Source organism: Lutimaribacter pacificus, assembly GCF_900142185.1.
Lineage (GTDB): Bacteria > Pseudomonadota > Alphaproteobacteria > Rhodobacterales > Rhodobacteraceae > Lutimaribacter > Lutimaribacter pacificus.
Genome location: NZ_FQZZ01000010.1, coordinates 18,647 through 34,613, shown reverse-complemented (window position 1 = coordinate 34,613; position 15,967 = coordinate 18,647). Strand labels below are relative to the sequence as shown.

Below are 15,967 nucleotides of genomic sequence, written 5' to 3'. Positions count from 1 at the left end.
GCTCGACCGGGACACCGAGCAGTAGTCAGCCGCCGAGCCGCTCAAGCGCGGCACGGACCGCCGCACGCCGAGGATCACTGGCGGGCTGCTGCTCCAACAGCGCTTCAGCCTTGCGGTAGGCCTCAACGGCGCGATCGGGCTCCTGAAGGACGGTATAGGCATTTGCCAGCCGCATCCAACCATCCAGATCGTCCGGTTCATCCTCAAGACGCTCGGCCAGCCGCGAGACCATCGATCGGATGAACTCCGCGCGATCCGCGTCATTCATCTCCGACGCCGCCGCGACATCTGCGGCACTCGGGCCTGGTTGCGACGTCGGCCCGCTGGGTAGATTGACGACCGGAAGGTCAGCTGCCGCTGCAATCCGGTTGATCTGCGCTGCATAGGTCTCCATCCAGGGAACGTAAGCCTCTTCCTGATTCAGTCGTGAAACAAGCAGATCGTAGGCCTTACGCGTCTCTTCTTGCTGAAAGTAATACAGAGACTCGAAGTAGGTTGCCGCAGGATTGGATGGGTCAAGGTCCAAAGCGCGATCAATGGCCAATTTCGCCCGTGGAATAACAACGCCGTCATTGGCAACCGCGACAGCCTCTGCCAGCATGGAGAATGTCGCGGAGGTGGCATCCTCCCGTTCGGCAACGACTTCGAAGGCTTCGACGGCATCGGCTGCTCTGCCCATGCGCTGATAGGTCTGGCCCAACAGCATCCACCCTTCGCTAGGGCCGCCGGTCGGATCGGATACAAGCCTTTCGCGAAGTTGTATTGCCAGCGCCGTCACTTCATCAGTCTGTGCCCGCTCCTCTGCACGGGCAGCGAAGGCCATTGAAGGAACCTCCGGCGATCCCATCGTCAGATAGTAGCCCGCGGCAATAACCGGCGCGAGGACCGCCGCGACAACGAGAGTGACTCTGCCACCATTACGGGATGATCCGGCTTTTTCTTCCGAATTGCGGGTCGTCGCGAGGATCCGTTTCTTGATCTCGAGTCTGGCCGCTTGAGCTTCCTGTTCAGAAATCAAACCGCGGTCCATGTCTCGTTGGATTTCCCGCATCTGATCGGCGAGGATCGCCGGTACCGCATCCCCTCTGGTGAGAGTGTTCGATTTGGACAGCAGCAGCGGGTAGAGGACAATTCCGATTGCGACCAGCGTCAAAAGAACGAAAATACCCCAGATCATGACGCATCCCTCGCTTCGTTTTGCCTGAGAATTTCGGACACGGTGTTCTCATCCTCCGAGCCCAAGTCTTCAAATGCCTCTTGCTTTCGCCGACTCATCAGTAGCCCGCCACCAACGAAAACCCCGATCAGAACGAAAGCGATCGGAGCGAACCAAAGCGCGTAGGTCGCAGGCTCCAGAGGCGGTTTCAGCAGCACGTAATCCCCGTACCGCGCCCGTATGTATTCGATCACCTCCGCGTCGCTGTCTCCAACGACCAGGCGCTCGCGTACGAGCAGACGCAAGTCCCGCGCCACACCCGCGTTCGAACTGTCGATGTCCTGGTTCTGACAGACGACGCATCGTAGATCCTTGGAAATCTCCCGCGCACGCTGTTCCAATACCGGGTCGGTCAGCATTTCGTCTGGTTCGACCGCATTGGCGGCAAAGGGAAAGAGCCCGATGCAAAACGCGAAAATCAACTGTCTCATGATGCTGCTCCCTTTGGCAGTGCGCCTGCCTGCTTCAGGGCTTGCGTGAACCGTTCGACGGCGTCCGGACCCACGACCGGCCCGACATAGCGAAACAGAACAGTACCATCGCCATCGACGATGAAGGTTTCCGGCACGCCTGAAAGGCCCCATTCGATCCCTGTCCGGCCTGAAAGGTCGGACCCGATCCGTTCGTAGGGATTGCCGAGGTCATTGAGCCACTTCACGGCATCTTCTGGTTTGTCTTTGTAGTTGATGCCGAACAACCGCATGCCCTCGCGTTCGACAAAGCGTGTCAACACGGCATGTTCCGCGCGGCAGGGCACGCACCAGGACGCAAAGACATTGACCACGACCGGTCGTTCGTTGCCTACAAGATCGCTTCGGGCCAGGCCGGGTGTCTCCAACCCCGGCACGGGATCGAGGTCGAACGCCGGGGCCGGTTGCGAGATCAGGACGGAAGGGATCTCGTTGGGATCCCGGTCGGGATTGAGCCCCCAGAGAAAAAAACCCCCGAATATGACCGCCGCAATAAACGGCAGCCCGGCAATGAGACGTTTCATCTTCTCTCCTACTCGGCAGGAACAGCATCGCTGGCTGGCTGTTTGGCGCGGCGCGGCGCCCCGACCCTCAAACGGCGATCCGACAAGGACAAACAGCCACCGATCACCAGCAGGATCGAGCCGATCCAGATCAGGTTGACGAGCGGTTCATAGAGGATCCGAAGGGTCCATGCTCCGGCGTTGTTCACTTGATCGGAGGCTGGCGTTGCAATCGACGTATAGAGATCACCCGCCAATGTAGAGCGGATGGCCGACTCCGTCGTCTGGCTTTCCGCGACCGGGTAATACCGGCGTTCTGGGAAAAGCGTCGTGACCAGCTCGCCATCCCGACGGACCACAAGGGTGCCGCGATCCGCGATGTAGTTCGGCCCTTGAACCTGTGTGGCCCCTTCGAAGGTGATGTCGAACCCCGCGATCGTGACTTCGGTCCCGGGGGCGGCAAAGACGATCTCCTCACTCTTCCATCCGGTCGAGCCGATCATCCCCATCATCAACACAGCGACGCCGGCATGGGCGAGTGTCATACCGTGAGAGGCGCGTGGCAGATTGCGCGCGCGTCTCGCGCTCTCTGCAAGGGGAACCTCGAACAGGCGGATGCGCAGCGCCCATTCCCGTAGGGTTGCAAAAAGCAGCCACGCTGCGCCAAGGATGGCAAGATAGGCCATGATCGGCCCACCGTTCAGAAGATACCATGCGGCCAAAACTGCGATGAACGCCAGAACGACCACGAACCGAATGCGATCGAGCAACCCGGCGATATCAGCCCGCTTCCACGACAGGAATGGACCAAGACCCATGAACACGACCAGCGCCAGCATCATCGGAATGAAAGCCGCATTGAAGAAAGGTGGACCCACCGAGATCTTGTCCCCCGTGATAGCCTCGAGGATCAGCGGATAAAGCGTCCCGAACAGGACCGTTCCCGTAGCGGCGGCCAGAATGAGGTTGTTCACGAGCAGCCCGGCCTCGCGGCTGATCGGGCGAAACAGACCACCCGGCTCCATTTCGGGCGCCCGCCAGGCGTAGAGCGCCAGCGACCCACCGATGGACACGGCCAGCAGACCCAGAATGTAAAGCCCGCGCTCTGGATCGACGGCGAAGGCATGCACGGATGTAAGCAGGCCTGACCGGACGATGAACGTCCCGAGCAGCGAAAGCGAGAAAGTCAGGATGGCAAGTAGGATGGTCCAGCTTTTGAACGCGTCGCGCTTTTCGGTGACGATGGCGGAATGCAGCAGCGCCGTGCCCAGAAGCCAGGGCATGAAGCTCACGTTCTCGACCGGGTCCCAGAACCACCAGCCGCCCCAGCCCAGTTCATAATAGGCCCACCACGATCCAAGAGCGATACCTGCCGTAAGGCTGACCCACGCGGCCAATGTCCACGGGCGGACCCATCTGGCCCAGGCCGGATCGACGCGCCCTTCCAGAAGAGCCGCAACGGCAAAGGAAAACACGATGGAGAAGCCGACATACCCGAAATACAAGAGCGGCGGGTGCATGGCGAGACCCATGTCCTGAAGCAACGGGTTGAGGTCATTGCCGTCGAGCGGCGGCGGAAACACCCGCTCGAAGGGGTTCGACGTCAGCAGCAGGAAGGACAGGAAGCCGACGCTGATCCACGCCTGCACCGACAAGGTGCGCGCCTTGGTCTCGGCGGGGATGTTCGATCCGAACCAGGCGACGCCCGCGCCGAACACCGCGAGTATCAGGATCCAGAGCAGCAGCGAACCCTCATGGCTGCCCCAGGTCCCGGCCACCTTGTAGAGCATTGGCTTGAGCGAATGGGAGTTCTCGACGACGTTCCTGACGGTAAAATCGCTGACGATGAAAGCCTGCATCAGCGCTGCGAAGGCGATGGCCACAAACAGCACTTGTCCTATTGCCGTCGCCTGGGCGGATTTCATCCAGACGGCATTTCTACGCGACGCACCTGCAATCGGTAGAACACTCTGAACAAGCGCAAGCGCCAGTGCGAGGGCCAGTGCGAAGTGACCAATTTCCGGGACCATGGCGTTCTTTCCTATTCAGCGTCGGTGGGCGTCGCGTCGGACGGCTTTGGCGTCCGCGGCGGGGTCTATTCGTCGAGCGTTGCTTTGCGGCGACGGAACTCTTCTTCGTCGATTTCCCCATTTGCAAAGCGGCGCCTGAGCGCTTCCTGCGCGTCCGAGTCCGGGGGACGGGTGCCATTGTCCCGCAGCCTGAACACCAGAAACACCACCAATGCGATCAGCGCACCCCAGAAGGCGAGCATCATGAAGCCGCCCATAAAGCCATAGCCACTGCCCCACATGTGCCCCGTCCAGGAGCCTGGTCCATCAGCCTGCGCCATGCTGGCGGGCAAGCTGGCCAGCAACGGCAGGATCAACGCGTTCAGTTTCATCTGTTTCTCCTTCGATCAGTTCGGTTTCATCCAACGGGATGGTGACAACAGCGCGCAAACCCGCGCTGTTCTGATTGACCAGCTGGATATCGCCGCCATGGGATTGGACGATTGTCCTCGCGATTGAGAGCCCAAGCCCATAACCGCCCGTTTCCAGAGACCTCGATTGCTCGAGGCGATAGAACGGATCGAAGACCTTTTCCAACTGGTCGACGGGAATGCCGGGCCCATTGTCATCGATGTTGAGTACGAGGTTCGAACCGTGGGTCGCCCAGCTGACTTTTGCGGCACCACCGTAGCGAACGGCGTTCTCAAGCAAGTTCCTCAGTGCCCTTCGGAACGCGTTGGGTCGAAGCCGCACGGCAACATCATCACTCGGGGCAAAGGTGCAGTGTGCCGCCATATCGCTGCACAAGCTGTCCAGAAAATTGCGCAGATCGACCACTTCGGCACCTTCGGATCCGGTAAGGCCGCGTGCAAAGGTGAGCGTCGCTTCGACCATACTCTGCATCTCTTCGACCGATGCGATGAGGCTGTCCCGCGTCTCTTCTTCGTCAACCAGCTCCGCGCGGACACGCATGGCAGTCAACGGCGAGCGTAAATCGTGGCCAAGGGCTGCGAGCATACGTGTACGATCACTGACAAACCGGGTCAGCCGTCGTTGCATGCGGTTGAATGCGACGGTCAGATCTCTGACCTCGGTCGGCCCTGTGACCGCCAATTCGCCCACATCTTCGCCCCGGCCAAGATGGTCCGCGGCCTTCGACAGGTGCCGCAAAGGACGCGTCAGGCGCGTCATTACAAACCAGAAGATCGCCACCAGAAGCAGTCCGGCGGAAATCCCGAAGGTCAGCATCGAATAGAAAGGCCATTGGATCGGCGGTCGCTCGAACCGCGTTCCGACATTCAGCCAACGCGCTCCCTTGATGGCGATGGACAGGTTCATTTCAACCGCTGTCAACTCTCCGCGCATCATCGCGAGATGCATTTCTGTCATCTCGTCCGAGAGATTGGGAAGAGGCCGCAACTCGCCCTCGACCTCGTGCAATTCAACGCGAATATCCCGGCTGTAGCTGTCATCCATCAGGGCGCGTATGCGCGCTTCCACGATGCCGCCGTCCGAATGACCGGTGTGATCCACGATCGGAGCGTCCGACAGATCGAACCGGATCAGAGGCGAATTTGCCGCGCGAAGGATCGAGTCCTGCAGATCCAGCGGGGCCTCTTCGATCAACCGCGCGACATTCGCTGCGCGACCCGCGGCCTCGAATCCTAAAGCTGCACGGATCGCAAGGCTGCGCTCGTCGGCGAACAGGAACAGGCTGATCACCTGGGCCACGACAAGTGCCGCGACCACAAGCAGGATCAATTGGCCGCTCAGAGATCTCATCGCACGGCGCATCACGGCGCATCCTCGACATCGGCAGCCAGACAGTATCCGCCGTTCCGCACCGTTTTGATGACACTGGGCCTAAGTACATCCGGCTCGATTTTGCGGCGGAGACGGCTGATCTGATTGTCGATGGTGCGATCCATCGGGCCTGCCGTCCGACCAGCGGTCAGGTCAAGCAACTGGTCACGGCTGAGCACCATCCTCGCGCGTTCCAGCAGGACCGCCAGCAATTTGAACTCGGAGGTCGTCAATGGGGTCTCGGTGGTGGACTCGTCAATCAGCACCTGCCGGTCGGTATCCAGTATCCAGTGCGCAAAAGAGACTTTCCTCCCAGCGAGGCTTCCGGCCACAGGTTCGTCGCGGTTGCTTCTCCGAAGAACCGACTTGATGCGGGCGAGCAGTTCTCGTGGATTGAACGGCTTGGCGAGATAATCGTCCGCACCGATTTCCAGACCCACGATCCGATCCGTTTCCTCACCAAGCGCCGTCAGCATGATGATCGGAAGATCACCCTCTGGCGCAAGTCTGCGGCAAACCGACAAACCGTCCTCGCCCGGCATCATGACATCGAGCACGAGGAGGTCGAAGTGACCAGTGGCCAGCTTGGCATCCATCTCCACGGCATCCCTGGCGACGGTCGTGCGCATTCCGTTCTTCTCCAGGAAGCGCGCGACGCTTTCGCGTATCTGAGCGTGGTCGTCCACGATAAGGATATGAGGTGGCGGTCCCATGGCGTCCTTCCTAGATCATCGTTGCATTCTGTTTCATGGGCAGAATTGTAGCCGTTTGTATCAGGTCAGTCCCTTGCTACAGATGGATACAAATCTGTGCCTGCACCGTGTCGTGCTCCCGGGTAGCGTCGCGCGTATGTTATGTGACCTTTGGGATCGCAACCGATCAAAGGATGAGGTTTTCGAATATGGCTCTTGATTTGAACCGGCGCCGTTTCGTTCTGGGTGCTCATATGACGGTGCTGACCGTCGCGGCGTCACCGCTGTTGGCGCAGAGCCGATCTGTCTGGTCGGCAGAGAATGCCTTTGACGCGCTTCTATCGGATACGGCGCGGATCATCGATGTCAGAACGCACAAAGAGTGGCAAGAAACCGGCGTAGGTGCTGGTGTATGGCCGATAAGCATGCACGCGTCCGGTTTTCCGGACCGATTGTTCAGGGCCAAGGAACTGAGCGGTGATCGCACTGTTGGACTGATCTGCGCCACTGGCGGACGCTCCGCATCGCTGCTTCGAGCGTTGAGACAAGCTGGTTATTCGGGCTACGCCGATATCTCGGAAGGGATGTTGGGATCAGGCGAAGGGCCTGGCTGGATCGCATCGAACTTGCCGACCGTTCCGGTGGATGTCGCCCTGAACGGGTTGCCCCCCGCGTTGGCCTGACCAGTGAAGAATCAATTGGTCCCGTTGTGCTAAAAGCCTGATGTATGGTCAAATTGACCTGTTTGAACAGGAAGACGGGTTTGGGTGTATGACCGAGTTGATGGCTATGTTTGTCGGAATATGCGCGGCGATCGTGATGGGAATTGTCCATCATTATGCGTTGTCGGGCATTCTGAAGTTTTCCCCGCAGCGGTCGGATGGCTCCGGCTTTCGGATCATCCTGACGTTTTCCACGTTGCTGTTGCTGCATGTCTTGGAACTTGTGACGCTCGCCGTGTTCAACACGATGGTGGTGGCAAGCGTTCTGCCGCAATCGTTCAGCAACAGCCCTCCGATGTTTCAGGATGTTCTCTATGTTACGGGCATCTCGTTCTCGACCCTTGGCTATTCGTCCATAGAGGTGGTCGGACCCTTTCGACTATTGCTGATGCTGCAATCGCTTTTGGGCTTCATGTTGCTGACCTGGTCAGCGACGTTTCTTTACTCAGCCTGCCAGCAAGTCTGGCAGAAGGCGAAAGATGACTGAAAATCGCCACGCGCGTCGGACATGAGCTTGGCGTCAGCGTCAAATACGTCCTGATATCGGTCCTTTGACCTCACCGTGGAACGGTTGAGTGAGCGCTGCGTTGCGCGCGTGGATGAATAGCCCTTGACCTTCCAGTTGCTGGAATCCCTAGGTACAAAGCCATGGCACAGATTTTCGAAAAGACAGGCGATCACGTATCGCACCATCGACACGGGGATATCTTGAAATCTCCCGTATGGGTTGGCGTGTTGCTTGTCGTTCTCACATTGCCGGCTCACCTTTTTTTGGATGAGCAAAGCTCGATAGCTCTTGCTTCGATCACGCTTGCTTTGATTGGCGGTGCCTATATCGGCTTTGGCGCTGCGGACGGCAGAGCGCGCGTGTTCTGGGCAGAGCTCGCGGTCGCCCTTTTGTTCGGCTTAGCAGCGTTCCTGGGGCTGATATGGCAGTGGGCCTTCCTCCCCTTGGGCTTGGCCCTTCACGCCCTTTGGGACATGTCACACCACAATTCTTATCGTCTCGCCCGGATTCCGAACTGGTATATTCCATTCTGCGTGGCCTTTGACCTTTTGGCAGCGACGTTCTTCGTTCTGCTCTATGCCGTGTTTTGATCCATGATGATGCGCATCCTTCTTATGGCGGTGTTCCTGATGGGAGTCGTCGCATTGGCCTTCCCGGACGTCCTTGGCGTTGACATTCGCCTGCCGGATCGCGCGGAAATTGACCGCTGGATCGAGGCGGCAGGTCTTGCCGGACCAATTGTCATCGTGGCGCTCATGACAATCGCTATTGTCGCAAGCCCCCTGCCCTCGGCGCCAATCGCACTCGCCGCCGGAGCGGCTTATGGACACACGTACGGGACGCTCTTCGTCGTTCTAGGTGCGGAACTCGGTGCGCTTGCCGCCTTTGGTCTGGCCCGCGGCTTGGGTCGTCCCTTCGTTGAGCGTCATCTCGGTCAGAAGATTAACGCAGGCCTGTTCGGGTCCCAGAACACTCTGACCTTCCTGGTCTTCGGCAGTCGCCTGCTGCCGTTTCTGTCCTTCGATATGATCAGTTACGCCGCAGGTCTGAGCAAGCTGCATCTTTGGAGGTTCGCGCTGGCCACGATGGCCGGGATTATTCCAGCGAGTTTCTTGCTCGCTCACATGGGCAGCCAGGCGATGAACGGCGATGCCCGCACTGCCACATGGACCGCACTTGCGCTGGGTGGCTTTACCGGCCTGTCGGTTCTCTTCGCCGCGACGCGAAAGACCGGTACGAAACGGAAGGAGAGCTGATATGGCCAGTCATTCCCACGCCGGGCATATGCCGAGTTCCGGCAAGGCCCTTGTGATTTCGGCCTGGCTCACCGGCGTCTACTTCGTGATTGAACTGGCCGTCGGGCTCTGGACTGGCTCGATTGCCGTCCTGTCGGATGCGTTTCACACCCTGTCGGCGGTTGGCGGCGTTCTGGTGGCCATCATCGCGCAGCGCATTGCGCGCCGCCCGGCGGATTCGGCGCGGAGTTTCGGCTGGTACCGCGCCGAGATCATCGGGGCACTGGTGAATGGCGGCTTTCTTCTCGGTATGGCGCTTCTGGTGATCTGGATGGGCGCGATGCGGCTCGGGAATCCGATTCACCTGGTGTCGCGTTGCCCTTTAATCGGCTCTGCCTCAATCTGTGTGGTGGAACGGTAGCATTCTCGCCCGCAACAATTCTGGACCGGCTCGGCCGTACATGGCGCGTTTGAGGGTCTTCAGGCGATTGATCTGACCTTCTGCTTGGCCGTTGCTCCAGGGCATCTCGATGGCGTTTTTGACGGCTTCGTAGTCCCGGTTCACTGTGCGGGCAAAGCGCACGATGGGCGCCAGGTCGGTTTCGATCGCGTCGTCGATCCATGCAGGGAGCGGGTCTGCCACGCGGCCGCGCAGGATACCATTGAACCGCATGGCGAGGCTGCGCATCGATACGAAGGCGGGAGAGCGGGTCTTGAGCGCATCGACTTTACGCGCCTGATCCGAGGTGAGCTTGCCGCGCGGTTTGATGCACAGCGCGGCCGCGATGACCGGGGAGATCGCGTGCCCCGTTTCCGGGTCCCGAACCGGCTCCAGGATCTTGTGTTCTACCTTGGGATCGCTCGCTTGCTGTTCGGCTCTGCGCCAACCCGCCAGCAGCCGCTGCAAATGCGACTGGCTCCCCTCGTAACCACGCTCTTGGATCAGACTGAAAAGGGCGCTGCCAGTTCGAATGCCCTCCTTCCAGCTTTGGCTCAGGAACTCTTCAAAATACCATGGCGAACTCGGCTTCAAAGCGGCCCGCCTGCGGTCCGGTGGTGTTTCGAACTGCAGCCATTTCGCGATGCTGCGACGCGGAAACCCTGTTCGCCGCCCGATCTCGCTGCAGGAAAGTCCCTGATTTCGGAGCGCATGGATGGTGGTGAAAATCTCTTCCCGGGACGTCCTGTGCGCAAGGCGGGACTTCAGAAGGCTTCCGGCTGCGGTGATGTTGTCGGCGTCGGACAGCAGCGCCCTGCCGGTGGCACGGCCGTGAAGGTTCATCTGTTCCTCAATGGCCTGCCGCAGGTTTTGCACGATATGGAACCGGTCGGCGACCTGCTTTGCCTGCGGTGCCCCTTGCCGGGCAGCCTTGGCGTAGAGACCGCACCGATCTCTGCTGATCACTTCCACCTCGGGGTGTCGCTTTAGTCAGTTGGTGCAGGTGACGACATCTCGATCCTCGAGGATGTCGATGACCACGCGACGCTCCAGATCCACGATGATCGTGCCGTAGGTTTGCGATTTCCGCCAGCTCCAATCGTCGATCCCGATGATTGTCGGCGCCTCGGTGGTGCCTTGAGCACACCTTTTCAGCTGCCTGAGCACCGTGTCATCGCTGACCCCAAGGCCCAAACGATGCAACAACCGCTCCGCAGGCCGTCCGCCTGTCGCATGCCCAAGATGGCCGACAATCTCCCCTACACGCGAAGTACGACGTGCAAATGGACGCGCAATCGAGCTGATCTGGTCCGAGAAAGTCCGGCGCGGGCAAGCAGGCGCCAAACATCGCCAACGGCAAACTGCGAGATCAACCGTTACCGCGTCTCCATGCGCGGGATAATCCTGCAGCCACCGACGCCGCCAGCCATGACGTCGGCGTGAATGCAATCCACAGTCTGGGCAAATGCCGTTGGGTGCCAAGACGCCAGATAGTTCGCCCTGAACAACTCCCAAGCACCTGACTTTGCTTGCTGATCTGATGAAATTGATGGCGTGGAATCGCAGGCTTTCGTAAGCTGCGTCTTGAAACCTTGCGATTTCCGGAGCCGTGATGAAGCCTCGTCCCCGCGCTGAAGAGCAGGACGACCTCCTGCGTCCCCGCCTGACCGACATGATCGATCTGCGCCACGAACTGGCGAAACTGGCGGAGCTGATCGACTGGGAGTTCTTCGAGCGGGAGTGGGCCGGGTTTTTCCCCTCCTCCGTGGGAAGGCCAGCAACGCCGCCGCGGCTCATCGCAGGGCTTCTCTATCTCCAGCACGCCTTCGACCTGTCGGACGAGGCTGTCGTCGCCCGCTGGGTAGAGAACCCGTATTACCAGCACTTCTGCGGCGAGATCTTTTTCCAGCACCGCCCGCCGATCGACCCGTCCTCACTCACCCGCTGGCGCAAGCGCATCGGTGAAGAGGGCGTCGAATGGCTGCTGACCAAGACCATCGAGGCTGGCCGCGCCTCAGGAACGGTTGAGGAGAAGAGCTTGGAGCGGGTGTCGGTCGACACGACGGTCATGGAGAAGAACATTGCGCATCCGACCGACGCCCGGCTCTACGAGACGGCGCGGCAGAAGCTGGTGGCGCTGTCTGCCGAGGCCGGCATCGAGCTTCGCCAGAGCTACGCGCGCCTGGCGCCGCGCCTGGCGATCAAGGTCGGACGTTATGCCCACGCTCGCCAGTTCAAGCGGATGCGCAAGGCGCTGCGGACGCTGAAAGGCTACACGGGCCGCGTCATGCGTGACCTGCGCCGCCAGCTCGACAGCGTGCCGGCAGGCCCGCTACGGGAGCGTATTCTCGACATGCTGGTTCTGACTTCGCGGCTGCTGCGCCAGCAGCCGAAGGACAAGGGCAAGATCTTCAGCCTGCACGAGCCGGAGGTAGACTGCATCTCCAAGGGCAAGGCGAGGGTGCGCTACGAGTTCGGGACCAAGGTCACTGTCGCCGCCACCATCGACGAGGGCTTCATCGTCGGCATGCGGGCGCTGCCCGGCAACCCCTATGACGGCCACACCCTCGCCGAGGCCCTCGAGCAAGTCGAGGTGTTGACCGACCACCGCCCGGCTCTCGCGCTCGTCGACCGCGGCTACCGCGGGCACGGCGTCGAGACGACGCGGGTGCTGATCAGCGGCACTCGGAAAGGGATGACGCCAACACTGACCAAGCTCCTGCGTCGCCGCAGCGCCATCGAGCCGGAGATCGGCCACATGAAAACCGACGGGCGGCTGACGCGCTGTCCGCTCATGGGCACCACCGGCGACGCGCTCTTCGCCGTCCTCTGCGCCTGCGGCCACAACATCCGTAAGATCCTCGCCCACCTCAGGGCGCTTTTGGCGCTCTTAATCCGCACCATTCTCAGCGCGTTCGCAGCGGGACACCCTCACGGAAACCGAGCTGTCGCCGTCTGAGCGAATTGTTCAGGGCGGACCAGATACAATCCACCCGCCGGATTCACTTCGTTCAACGCTTTGAACTGCAACATCGCTGCCCGGCGACCAGTGCTTCTTCGAACTCACAACTATCCCTCCTGAATTTTCCAGTTTCAGGATAGTTGCGCCACACAAAGTGAGGCAGAGCCCAATTAAGGGCTACGCGACGCGATCAACGCACCGGGAAGTGTCGACAGAAGATCGGTCCTTTCCTTCAGCACCATGGCATTACCCCGCGCAGCAGCTGAGTTTGGCCACATCCTTGTCGAAAGTCTGGGCCGCAAGTTTCAGCCCTTCAACCGTGGTCAGATATGGGAAAATCGTTTCGCCGAGGGCCTTGGAGGTCATGCCGAACTTGAGCGCCATTGCCAGCGTCTGGATCGTGTCCGAGCCTTCGGGCGCCACGATCTGGCCGCCCAGCAGGCGGTCGGTCTTGGCGTCGGCCACCAGCTTGATCACGCCGCGGGTGTTGCGGGCCGCGGCGGCGCGCGGGACGTTGTCGAGCGTGATCACGCTGATCTTGACCTCGTGCCCCGCCGCCTTGGCCCCAGCCTCTGAAACGCCGACACCGGCCACTTGCGGGTCGGTGAACACGACCCATGGCATCGCCGCATTCTCATAGCGCATTGGCTCCAGTCCAAGGGCATTGTTGATTGCCACCTTGGCACCGTAGGCGGCCATGTAGACGAACTGGTCACGGTCGGTGACATCGCCCGCCGCCCAGACGCCGGCCCGCGTCGTGGCCATGTCAGGACCGACCTTGATCGAGCCGCGCGCGTCGGTCTCTATCCCGAGGTCTTCCAACCCGAGGTTCTCGGAATTGGCCACCCGTCCGGTGGTCACAACCAGCCGTTCGGCGGACAAAACCTCGGTCTTTCCATCGCGTTCGACAGTCAGAATGACGCCGCCCGCAGCTTTCGCGGCCGAGACGTAAGCAAGACCGGTCTCGACCGCGATGCCTTCGGTCTTCAGCGCTTGCGTCAGCGCCTGGGCCACCTCCGGCTCGGCGCCGGGCAGAAGGCGCGAGCGGGTCACAAGCGTGACTTTCACCCCCAGCCTTGAGGCCATCTGCGCCAACTCGCAGCCGATATAGCCGCCGCCCAGCACAATGATGCTTTCGGGCCGGTCGGGCAGAGTCAGCAGACCGGTGGAATCGAGGGTCTCCACGGTGTCGATGCCTTTGATGGCAGGTTGATGGGGGCGCGAGCCGGTGGCGATCAGGATGCGCGGGGCGGATATCACCCGCCCGCCGACAGCGACGCCACCCTCGACCAATCGCGCCGGGCCGTCCTCGATATAGGTGACGTTCTCATAGGCGGGCAGCAGGTCGATATATTTCTTGTGCCGCATCTCCGCGACCAGATCGGTCGTGCCTTTCACAACGGCTGGCCAATCCACCGCATGTTCGCAGGACGCAATGCCCGGGAACCGGGCAGCGGACGCGCCACCATGGGCCGCCTCTGCGGCGCGGATCATCGCCTTGGACGGAACGCAGCCGACGTTCACGCAGGTGCCGCCGATGGTGCCGTGCCCGACAAGCGCCACCCGCTTTCCGGCTTCAGCTGCAGTGATCGAAGCCGAGAACCCGGCAGAGCCCGCACCGACGACGATCAGGTCATAACTGTCGGCGCCGACATCCTTCGAAGAGCAGCAATCATGTTCCTTGACGGTTTGATCCATTTTCATTTCCTTTACTTGAACCGGGCGCCACCATCTTGGCGGCGGTCAAATTTCAATTCACACCATCGACCCGATGTCGGAGGCGTAACTGGGATAAGCGAAAATCATCGCCTTGATCTGATTTGCGGTCTGCCCGGCACCCATGGCCATGGCGAAAAGATTGATCTGCTCCTCGGCTCCTGGTCCGATCAGGTGCGCGCCGAGTATTTGCCCGCTGCCCCGTTCGACAAGAACCTTGAATCCGGTGTGTTTCGCGCCGACGCGCAGCGACGAATACCAGCCCTCCGTCTTCTCGAAATGCACATCGAACTTCAGCCCCTGCTCCCTGGCCGCCGCTTCCGACAAGCCCACGGTAGCAACCATGGGCAGGGTGAAGACCACTGACGGGATCGGCGGATACTTGATCTCCCGCGCGTCCTTGCCGCCCAGAATGTTCTTCCCCGCGATGCGTCCCTCTGCCGCCGAGACCGGGGTCAGATTCAACCCGCTATCAGCGCAGTCGCCGGCCGCGAAAATGGCCGGGTTGGTGGCGCGCATCGCGTCGCTCACCTTGATGCCACGGCGTGAGTATTCGACTCCAGCGGCCTCGAGGTTCAGCCCGTCTATGTTGGGCACGCGGCCGGTGCCATGCACCACCAGATCGCAAGTGATCGTTTCGGTGCCGTCGTGACGTTCCACGGTGACCACGACTTCGTCGCCCTGTTTCTCGATCTTCGCCACCTTCGCTTTGGTGCGCAGATCGACGCCCAGCTCTGCGGTCGCCTCGACCAGCATCGCGACCAGATCGGGATCAAAGTTGCCCAGGGGGCGGTCCATCATCTCCAGCACGGTCACCTCGCGCGCGCCCGCGCGCTTGGCCACATGGGCGAATTCCATCGCGATGAACCCGCCGCCGACAAAGGCGATGCGGTCGGGACGCTCGGGCAGTTCCAGGAAATCGGTCGAGGTGGCGAGATACTCCTCGCCCGGGATGTTCAGCGTCATCGGTCGGGCACCGGTGGCGATGTGGAAATGCTTCGCCCTCAGGGTCTCGCCGTTCAACTCGATCGCATCGGGGCCGGTAAACCGTACCTCTCCGTGCAAGACGTCGATCCCGGCCTTTTCCAGCCCGGCCTCGATGCGCGGTGGCATCGCGTCGGTGAAGCTGCGCTTGAAGGCGATCATGTCGGACCAGTTGACCGAAGGCTGCGCCTCCAGCCCCTTGCCCTTCATGTTTTCCGCCCACTCGACGCCCTCGGTGACGGCGATCAGCATCTTCTTGGGATCGCAACCGCGCAGGGCGCAGGTGCCGCCATGGGGCTCGCTGTCGATGCTGGCGACGCTCCAGCCGGCATTCGCCGCCATCCGGGCGACGCCATTGCCACCGGTTCCACCGCCGATCACGATAAGGTCGTAGCTCTTCGTCATAAGGTTTTTCTCTTCAATGCTTTGTCTGAGGCGCTATTTGGATGGATGTCAGCCCAGTTTCCCTCAGGACGCCGAGCCGCGCGCGTTCTTGCGCCAGAGCGCGTAAATGGTCAGCAGGATAAAGATGCCCAGTGCCGGAAACAGCACGAGGTCGAGATATCCGACGACGGCGGCCAGGCCGACCGCGCCGAAGAGGATCACCAAAATGGGCGTAAAGCAGCAGAGCGCCACAATGATGGTGCCGATGATGCCCACTTTCAAAAGGCCGTTCGAAGATGTGTCGTCTGAAGGCATCGTAATTTG

General features: G+C 60.8%; 18 protein-coding genes and 1 pseudogene. 6 read left to right on the top strand and 13 right to left on the bottom strand.

Translation table 11 applies throughout. The features are described 5' to 3' along the window. Positions 1-25: 25 nt before the first annotated feature. The 7 genes from ccmI to F3H87_RS18775 form a co-directional block, all read right to left on the bottom strand. Positions 26-1,177 carry a c-type cytochrome biogenesis protein CcmI gene (gene ccmI / locus F3H87_RS18805; protein WP_008327282.1) on the bottom strand — a complete coding sequence of 384 codons (1,152 nt, stop codon included), beginning with the start codon at positions 1,175-1,177 and terminating at the stop codon, positions 26-28. Beyond that, the gene (locus F3H87_RS18800; protein WP_127657317.1) at positions 1,174-1,647 is read right to left on the bottom strand and encodes a cytochrome c-type biogenesis protein; all 474 of its coding nucleotides are present in this window, start codon (positions 1,645-1,647) and stop codon (positions 1,174-1,176) included. Before F3H87_RS18800 ends, ccmI begins: the two co-directional genes overlap by 4 nt. Then, a complete protein-coding gene (locus F3H87_RS18795) occupies positions 1,644-2,210 on the bottom strand; it encodes a DsbE family thiol:disulfide interchange protein (protein ID WP_007803389.1) in 567 nt (188 codons plus the stop codon). Before F3H87_RS18795 ends, F3H87_RS18800 begins: the two co-directional genes overlap by 4 nt. A gap of 8 nt (positions 2,211-2,218) precedes the next feature. Then, entirely contained in the window at positions 2,219-4,219 is a 2,001-nt protein-coding gene (locus F3H87_RS18790) for a heme lyase CcmF/NrfE family subunit (protein WP_127657318.1), read from the bottom strand. Positions 4,220-4,284: 65 nt separating this feature from the next. Then, complete coding sequence (locus F3H87_RS22015; protein WP_222481198.1) at positions 4,285-4,590, bottom strand: SHOCT domain-containing protein; 306 nt, start codon at positions 4,588-4,590, stop codon at positions 4,285-4,287. After that, positions 4,526-5,992, bottom strand: coding sequence for an ATP-binding protein (locus F3H87_RS18780; protein ID WP_009807480.1), 1,467 nt, complete (start codon positions 5,990-5,992; stop codon positions 4,526-4,528). The genes F3H87_RS22015 and F3H87_RS18780 overlap by 65 nt, the downstream gene beginning before the upstream one ends. Beyond that, on the bottom strand, positions 5,992-6,714 hold the full coding sequence (locus tag F3H87_RS18775; RefSeq protein ID WP_007803380.1) for a response regulator: 723 nt from the start codon (positions 6,712-6,714) through the stop codon (positions 5,992-5,994). Before F3H87_RS18775 ends, F3H87_RS18780 begins: the two co-directional genes overlap by 1 nt. A 188-nt stretch (positions 6,715-6,902) precedes the next feature. Here F3H87_RS18775 and F3H87_RS18770 point away from each other — a divergent pair, with 188 nt between their 5' ends. The 5 genes from F3H87_RS18770 to F3H87_RS18750 all read left to right on the top strand — a co-directional run bounded on the left by F3H87_RS18770 (position 6,903) and on the right by F3H87_RS18750 (position 9,579). Continuing rightward, positions 6,903-7,376: a rhodanese-like domain-containing protein gene (locus F3H87_RS18770; RefSeq protein WP_008327269.1), complete on the top strand. Its 474-nt coding sequence runs from the start codon at positions 6,903-6,905 to the stop codon at positions 7,374-7,376. Positions 7,377-7,464: 88 nt separating this feature from the next. Beyond that, a complete protein-coding gene (locus F3H87_RS18765; protein ID WP_222481193.1) occupies positions 7,465-7,902 on the top strand; it encodes an ion channel in 438 nt (145 codons plus the stop codon). A gap of 161 nt (positions 7,903-8,063) precedes the next feature. After that, positions 8,064-8,513 carry a DUF6010 family protein gene (locus tag F3H87_RS18760; protein ID WP_008327267.1) on the top strand — a complete coding sequence of 150 codons (450 nt, stop codon included), beginning with the start codon at positions 8,064-8,066 and terminating at the stop codon, positions 8,511-8,513. Positions 8,514-8,516: 3 nt separating this feature from the next. Beyond that, positions 8,517-9,179, top strand: a complete 663-nt coding sequence (locus F3H87_RS18755; RefSeq protein WP_008327266.1) for a TVP38/TMEM64 family protein — start codon at positions 8,517-8,519, stop codon at positions 9,177-9,179. Position 9,180: 1 nt separating this feature from the next. Continuing rightward, entirely contained in the window at positions 9,181-9,579 is a 399-nt protein-coding gene (locus F3H87_RS18750) for a cation diffusion facilitator family transporter (RefSeq protein ID WP_425463158.1), read from the top strand. Here F3H87_RS18750 and F3H87_RS18745 read toward each other — a convergent pair. From F3H87_RS18745 to F3H87_RS22210, 3 genes and pseudogenes are all read right to left on the bottom strand, one after another. Next, positions 9,556-10,563: a transposase gene (locus tag F3H87_RS18745; protein WP_418789403.1), complete on the bottom strand. Its 1,008-nt coding sequence runs from the start codon at positions 10,561-10,563 to the stop codon at positions 9,556-9,558. The genes F3H87_RS18750 and F3H87_RS18745 overlap by 24 nt on opposite strands. A gap of 24 nt (positions 10,564-10,587) precedes the next feature. Beyond that, a complete protein-coding gene (locus tag F3H87_RS22215) occupies positions 10,588-10,800 on the bottom strand; it encodes a hypothetical protein (protein WP_420837136.1) in 213 nt (70 codons plus the stop codon). A 198-nt stretch (positions 10,801-10,998) separates the two neighbouring features. Continuing rightward, a pseudogene (locus F3H87_RS22210) lies at positions 10,999-11,271 on the bottom strand (hypothetical protein); the annotation flags it as partial. Here F3H87_RS22210 and F3H87_RS18740 point away from each other — a divergent pair. Continuing rightward, positions 11,210-12,556 (top strand): IS5 family transposase, encoded by a 1,347-nt coding sequence (locus F3H87_RS18740; RefSeq protein ID WP_127657319.1) that lies wholly within the window; start codon positions 11,210-11,212, stop codon positions 12,554-12,556. The pseudogene F3H87_RS22210 and the gene F3H87_RS18740 sit on opposite strands and share 62 nt — an antisense overlap. Positions 12,557-12,805: 249 nt before the next feature. On the opposite strand, the gene merA is transcribed toward F3H87_RS18740, so the two are convergent. The 3 genes from merA to merF all read right to left on the bottom strand — a co-directional run bounded on the left by merA (position 12,806) and on the right by merF (position 15,958). Further along, entirely contained in the window at positions 12,806-14,257 is a 1,452-nt protein-coding gene (gene merA / locus F3H87_RS18735; RefSeq protein ID WP_009807474.1) for a mercury(II) reductase, read from the bottom strand. A 57-nt stretch (positions 14,258-14,314) separates the two neighbouring features. Next, positions 14,315-15,664 carry a dihydrolipoyl dehydrogenase family protein gene (locus tag F3H87_RS18730; RefSeq protein ID WP_008335974.1) on the bottom strand — a complete coding sequence of 450 codons (1,350 nt, stop codon included), beginning with the start codon at positions 15,662-15,664 and terminating at the stop codon, positions 14,315-14,317. Between the two features lie 63 nt (positions 15,665-15,727). Beyond that, positions 15,728-15,958 (bottom strand): mercury resistance system transport protein MerF, encoded by a 231-nt coding sequence (gene merF / locus F3H87_RS18725; RefSeq protein ID WP_050759304.1) that lies wholly within the window; start codon positions 15,956-15,958, stop codon positions 15,728-15,730. Positions 15,959-15,967: the final 9 nt, after the last annotated feature.

Bases quoted from the DNA above. Each gene is read 5' to 3' on its own strand.
- F3H87_RS22015 (WP_222481198.1), bottom strand. From the start codon at position 4,590: ATGAAACTGAACGCGTTGATCCTGCCGTTGCTGGCCAGCTTGCCCGCC.
- F3H87_RS18795 (WP_007803389.1), bottom strand. From the start codon at position 2,210: ATGAAACGTCTCATTGCCGGGCTGCCGTTTATTGCGGCGGTCATATTC.
- F3H87_RS18770 (WP_008327269.1), top strand. From the start codon at position 6,903: ATGGCTCTTGATTTGAACCGGCGCCGTTTCGTTCTGGGTGCTCATATG.
- ccmI (WP_008327282.1), bottom strand. From the start codon at position 1,177: ATGATCTGGGGTATTTTCGTTCTTTTGACGCTGGTCGCAATCGGAATT.
- F3H87_RS18790 (WP_127657318.1), bottom strand. From the start codon at position 4,219: ATGGTCCCGGAAATTGGTCACTTCGCACTGGCCCTCGCACTGGCGCTT.
- merF (WP_050759304.1), bottom strand. From the start codon at position 15,958: ATGCCTTCAGACGACACATCTTCGAACGGCCTTTTGAAAGTGGGCATC.
- F3H87_RS18775 (WP_007803380.1), bottom strand. From the start codon at position 6,714: ATGGGACCGCCACCTCATATCCTTATCGTGGACGACCACGCTCAGATA.
- merA (WP_009807474.1), bottom strand. From the start codon at position 14,257: ATGGATCAAACCGTCAAGGAACATGATTGCTGCTCTTCGAAGGATGTC.
- F3H87_RS18755 (WP_008327266.1), top strand. From the start codon at position 8,517: ATGATGATGCGCATCCTTCTTATGGCGGTGTTCCTGATGGGAGTCGTC.
- F3H87_RS18780 (WP_009807480.1), bottom strand. From the start codon at position 5,992: ATGCGCCGTGCGATGAGATCTCTGAGCGGCCAATTGATCCTGCTTGTG.
- F3H87_RS18750 (WP_425463158.1), top strand. From the start codon at position 9,181: ATGGCCAGTCATTCCCACGCCGGGCATATGCCGAGTTCCGGCAAGGCC.
- F3H87_RS18800 (WP_127657317.1), bottom strand. From the start codon at position 1,647: ATGAGACAGTTGATTTTCGCGTTTTGCATCGGGCTCTTTCCCTTTGCC.
- F3H87_RS18730 (WP_008335974.1), bottom strand. From the start codon at position 15,664: ATGACGAAGAGCTACGACCTTATCGTGATCGGCGGTGGAACCGGTGGC.
- F3H87_RS18740 (WP_127657319.1), top strand. From the start codon at position 11,210: ATGAAGCCTCGTCCCCGCGCTGAAGAGCAGGACGACCTCCTGCGTCCC.
- F3H87_RS18760 (WP_008327267.1), top strand. From the start codon at position 8,064: ATGGCACAGATTTTCGAAAAGACAGGCGATCACGTATCGCACCATCGA.
- F3H87_RS18765 (WP_222481193.1), top strand. From the start codon at position 7,465: ATGACCGAGTTGATGGCTATGTTTGTCGGAATATGCGCGGCGATCGTG.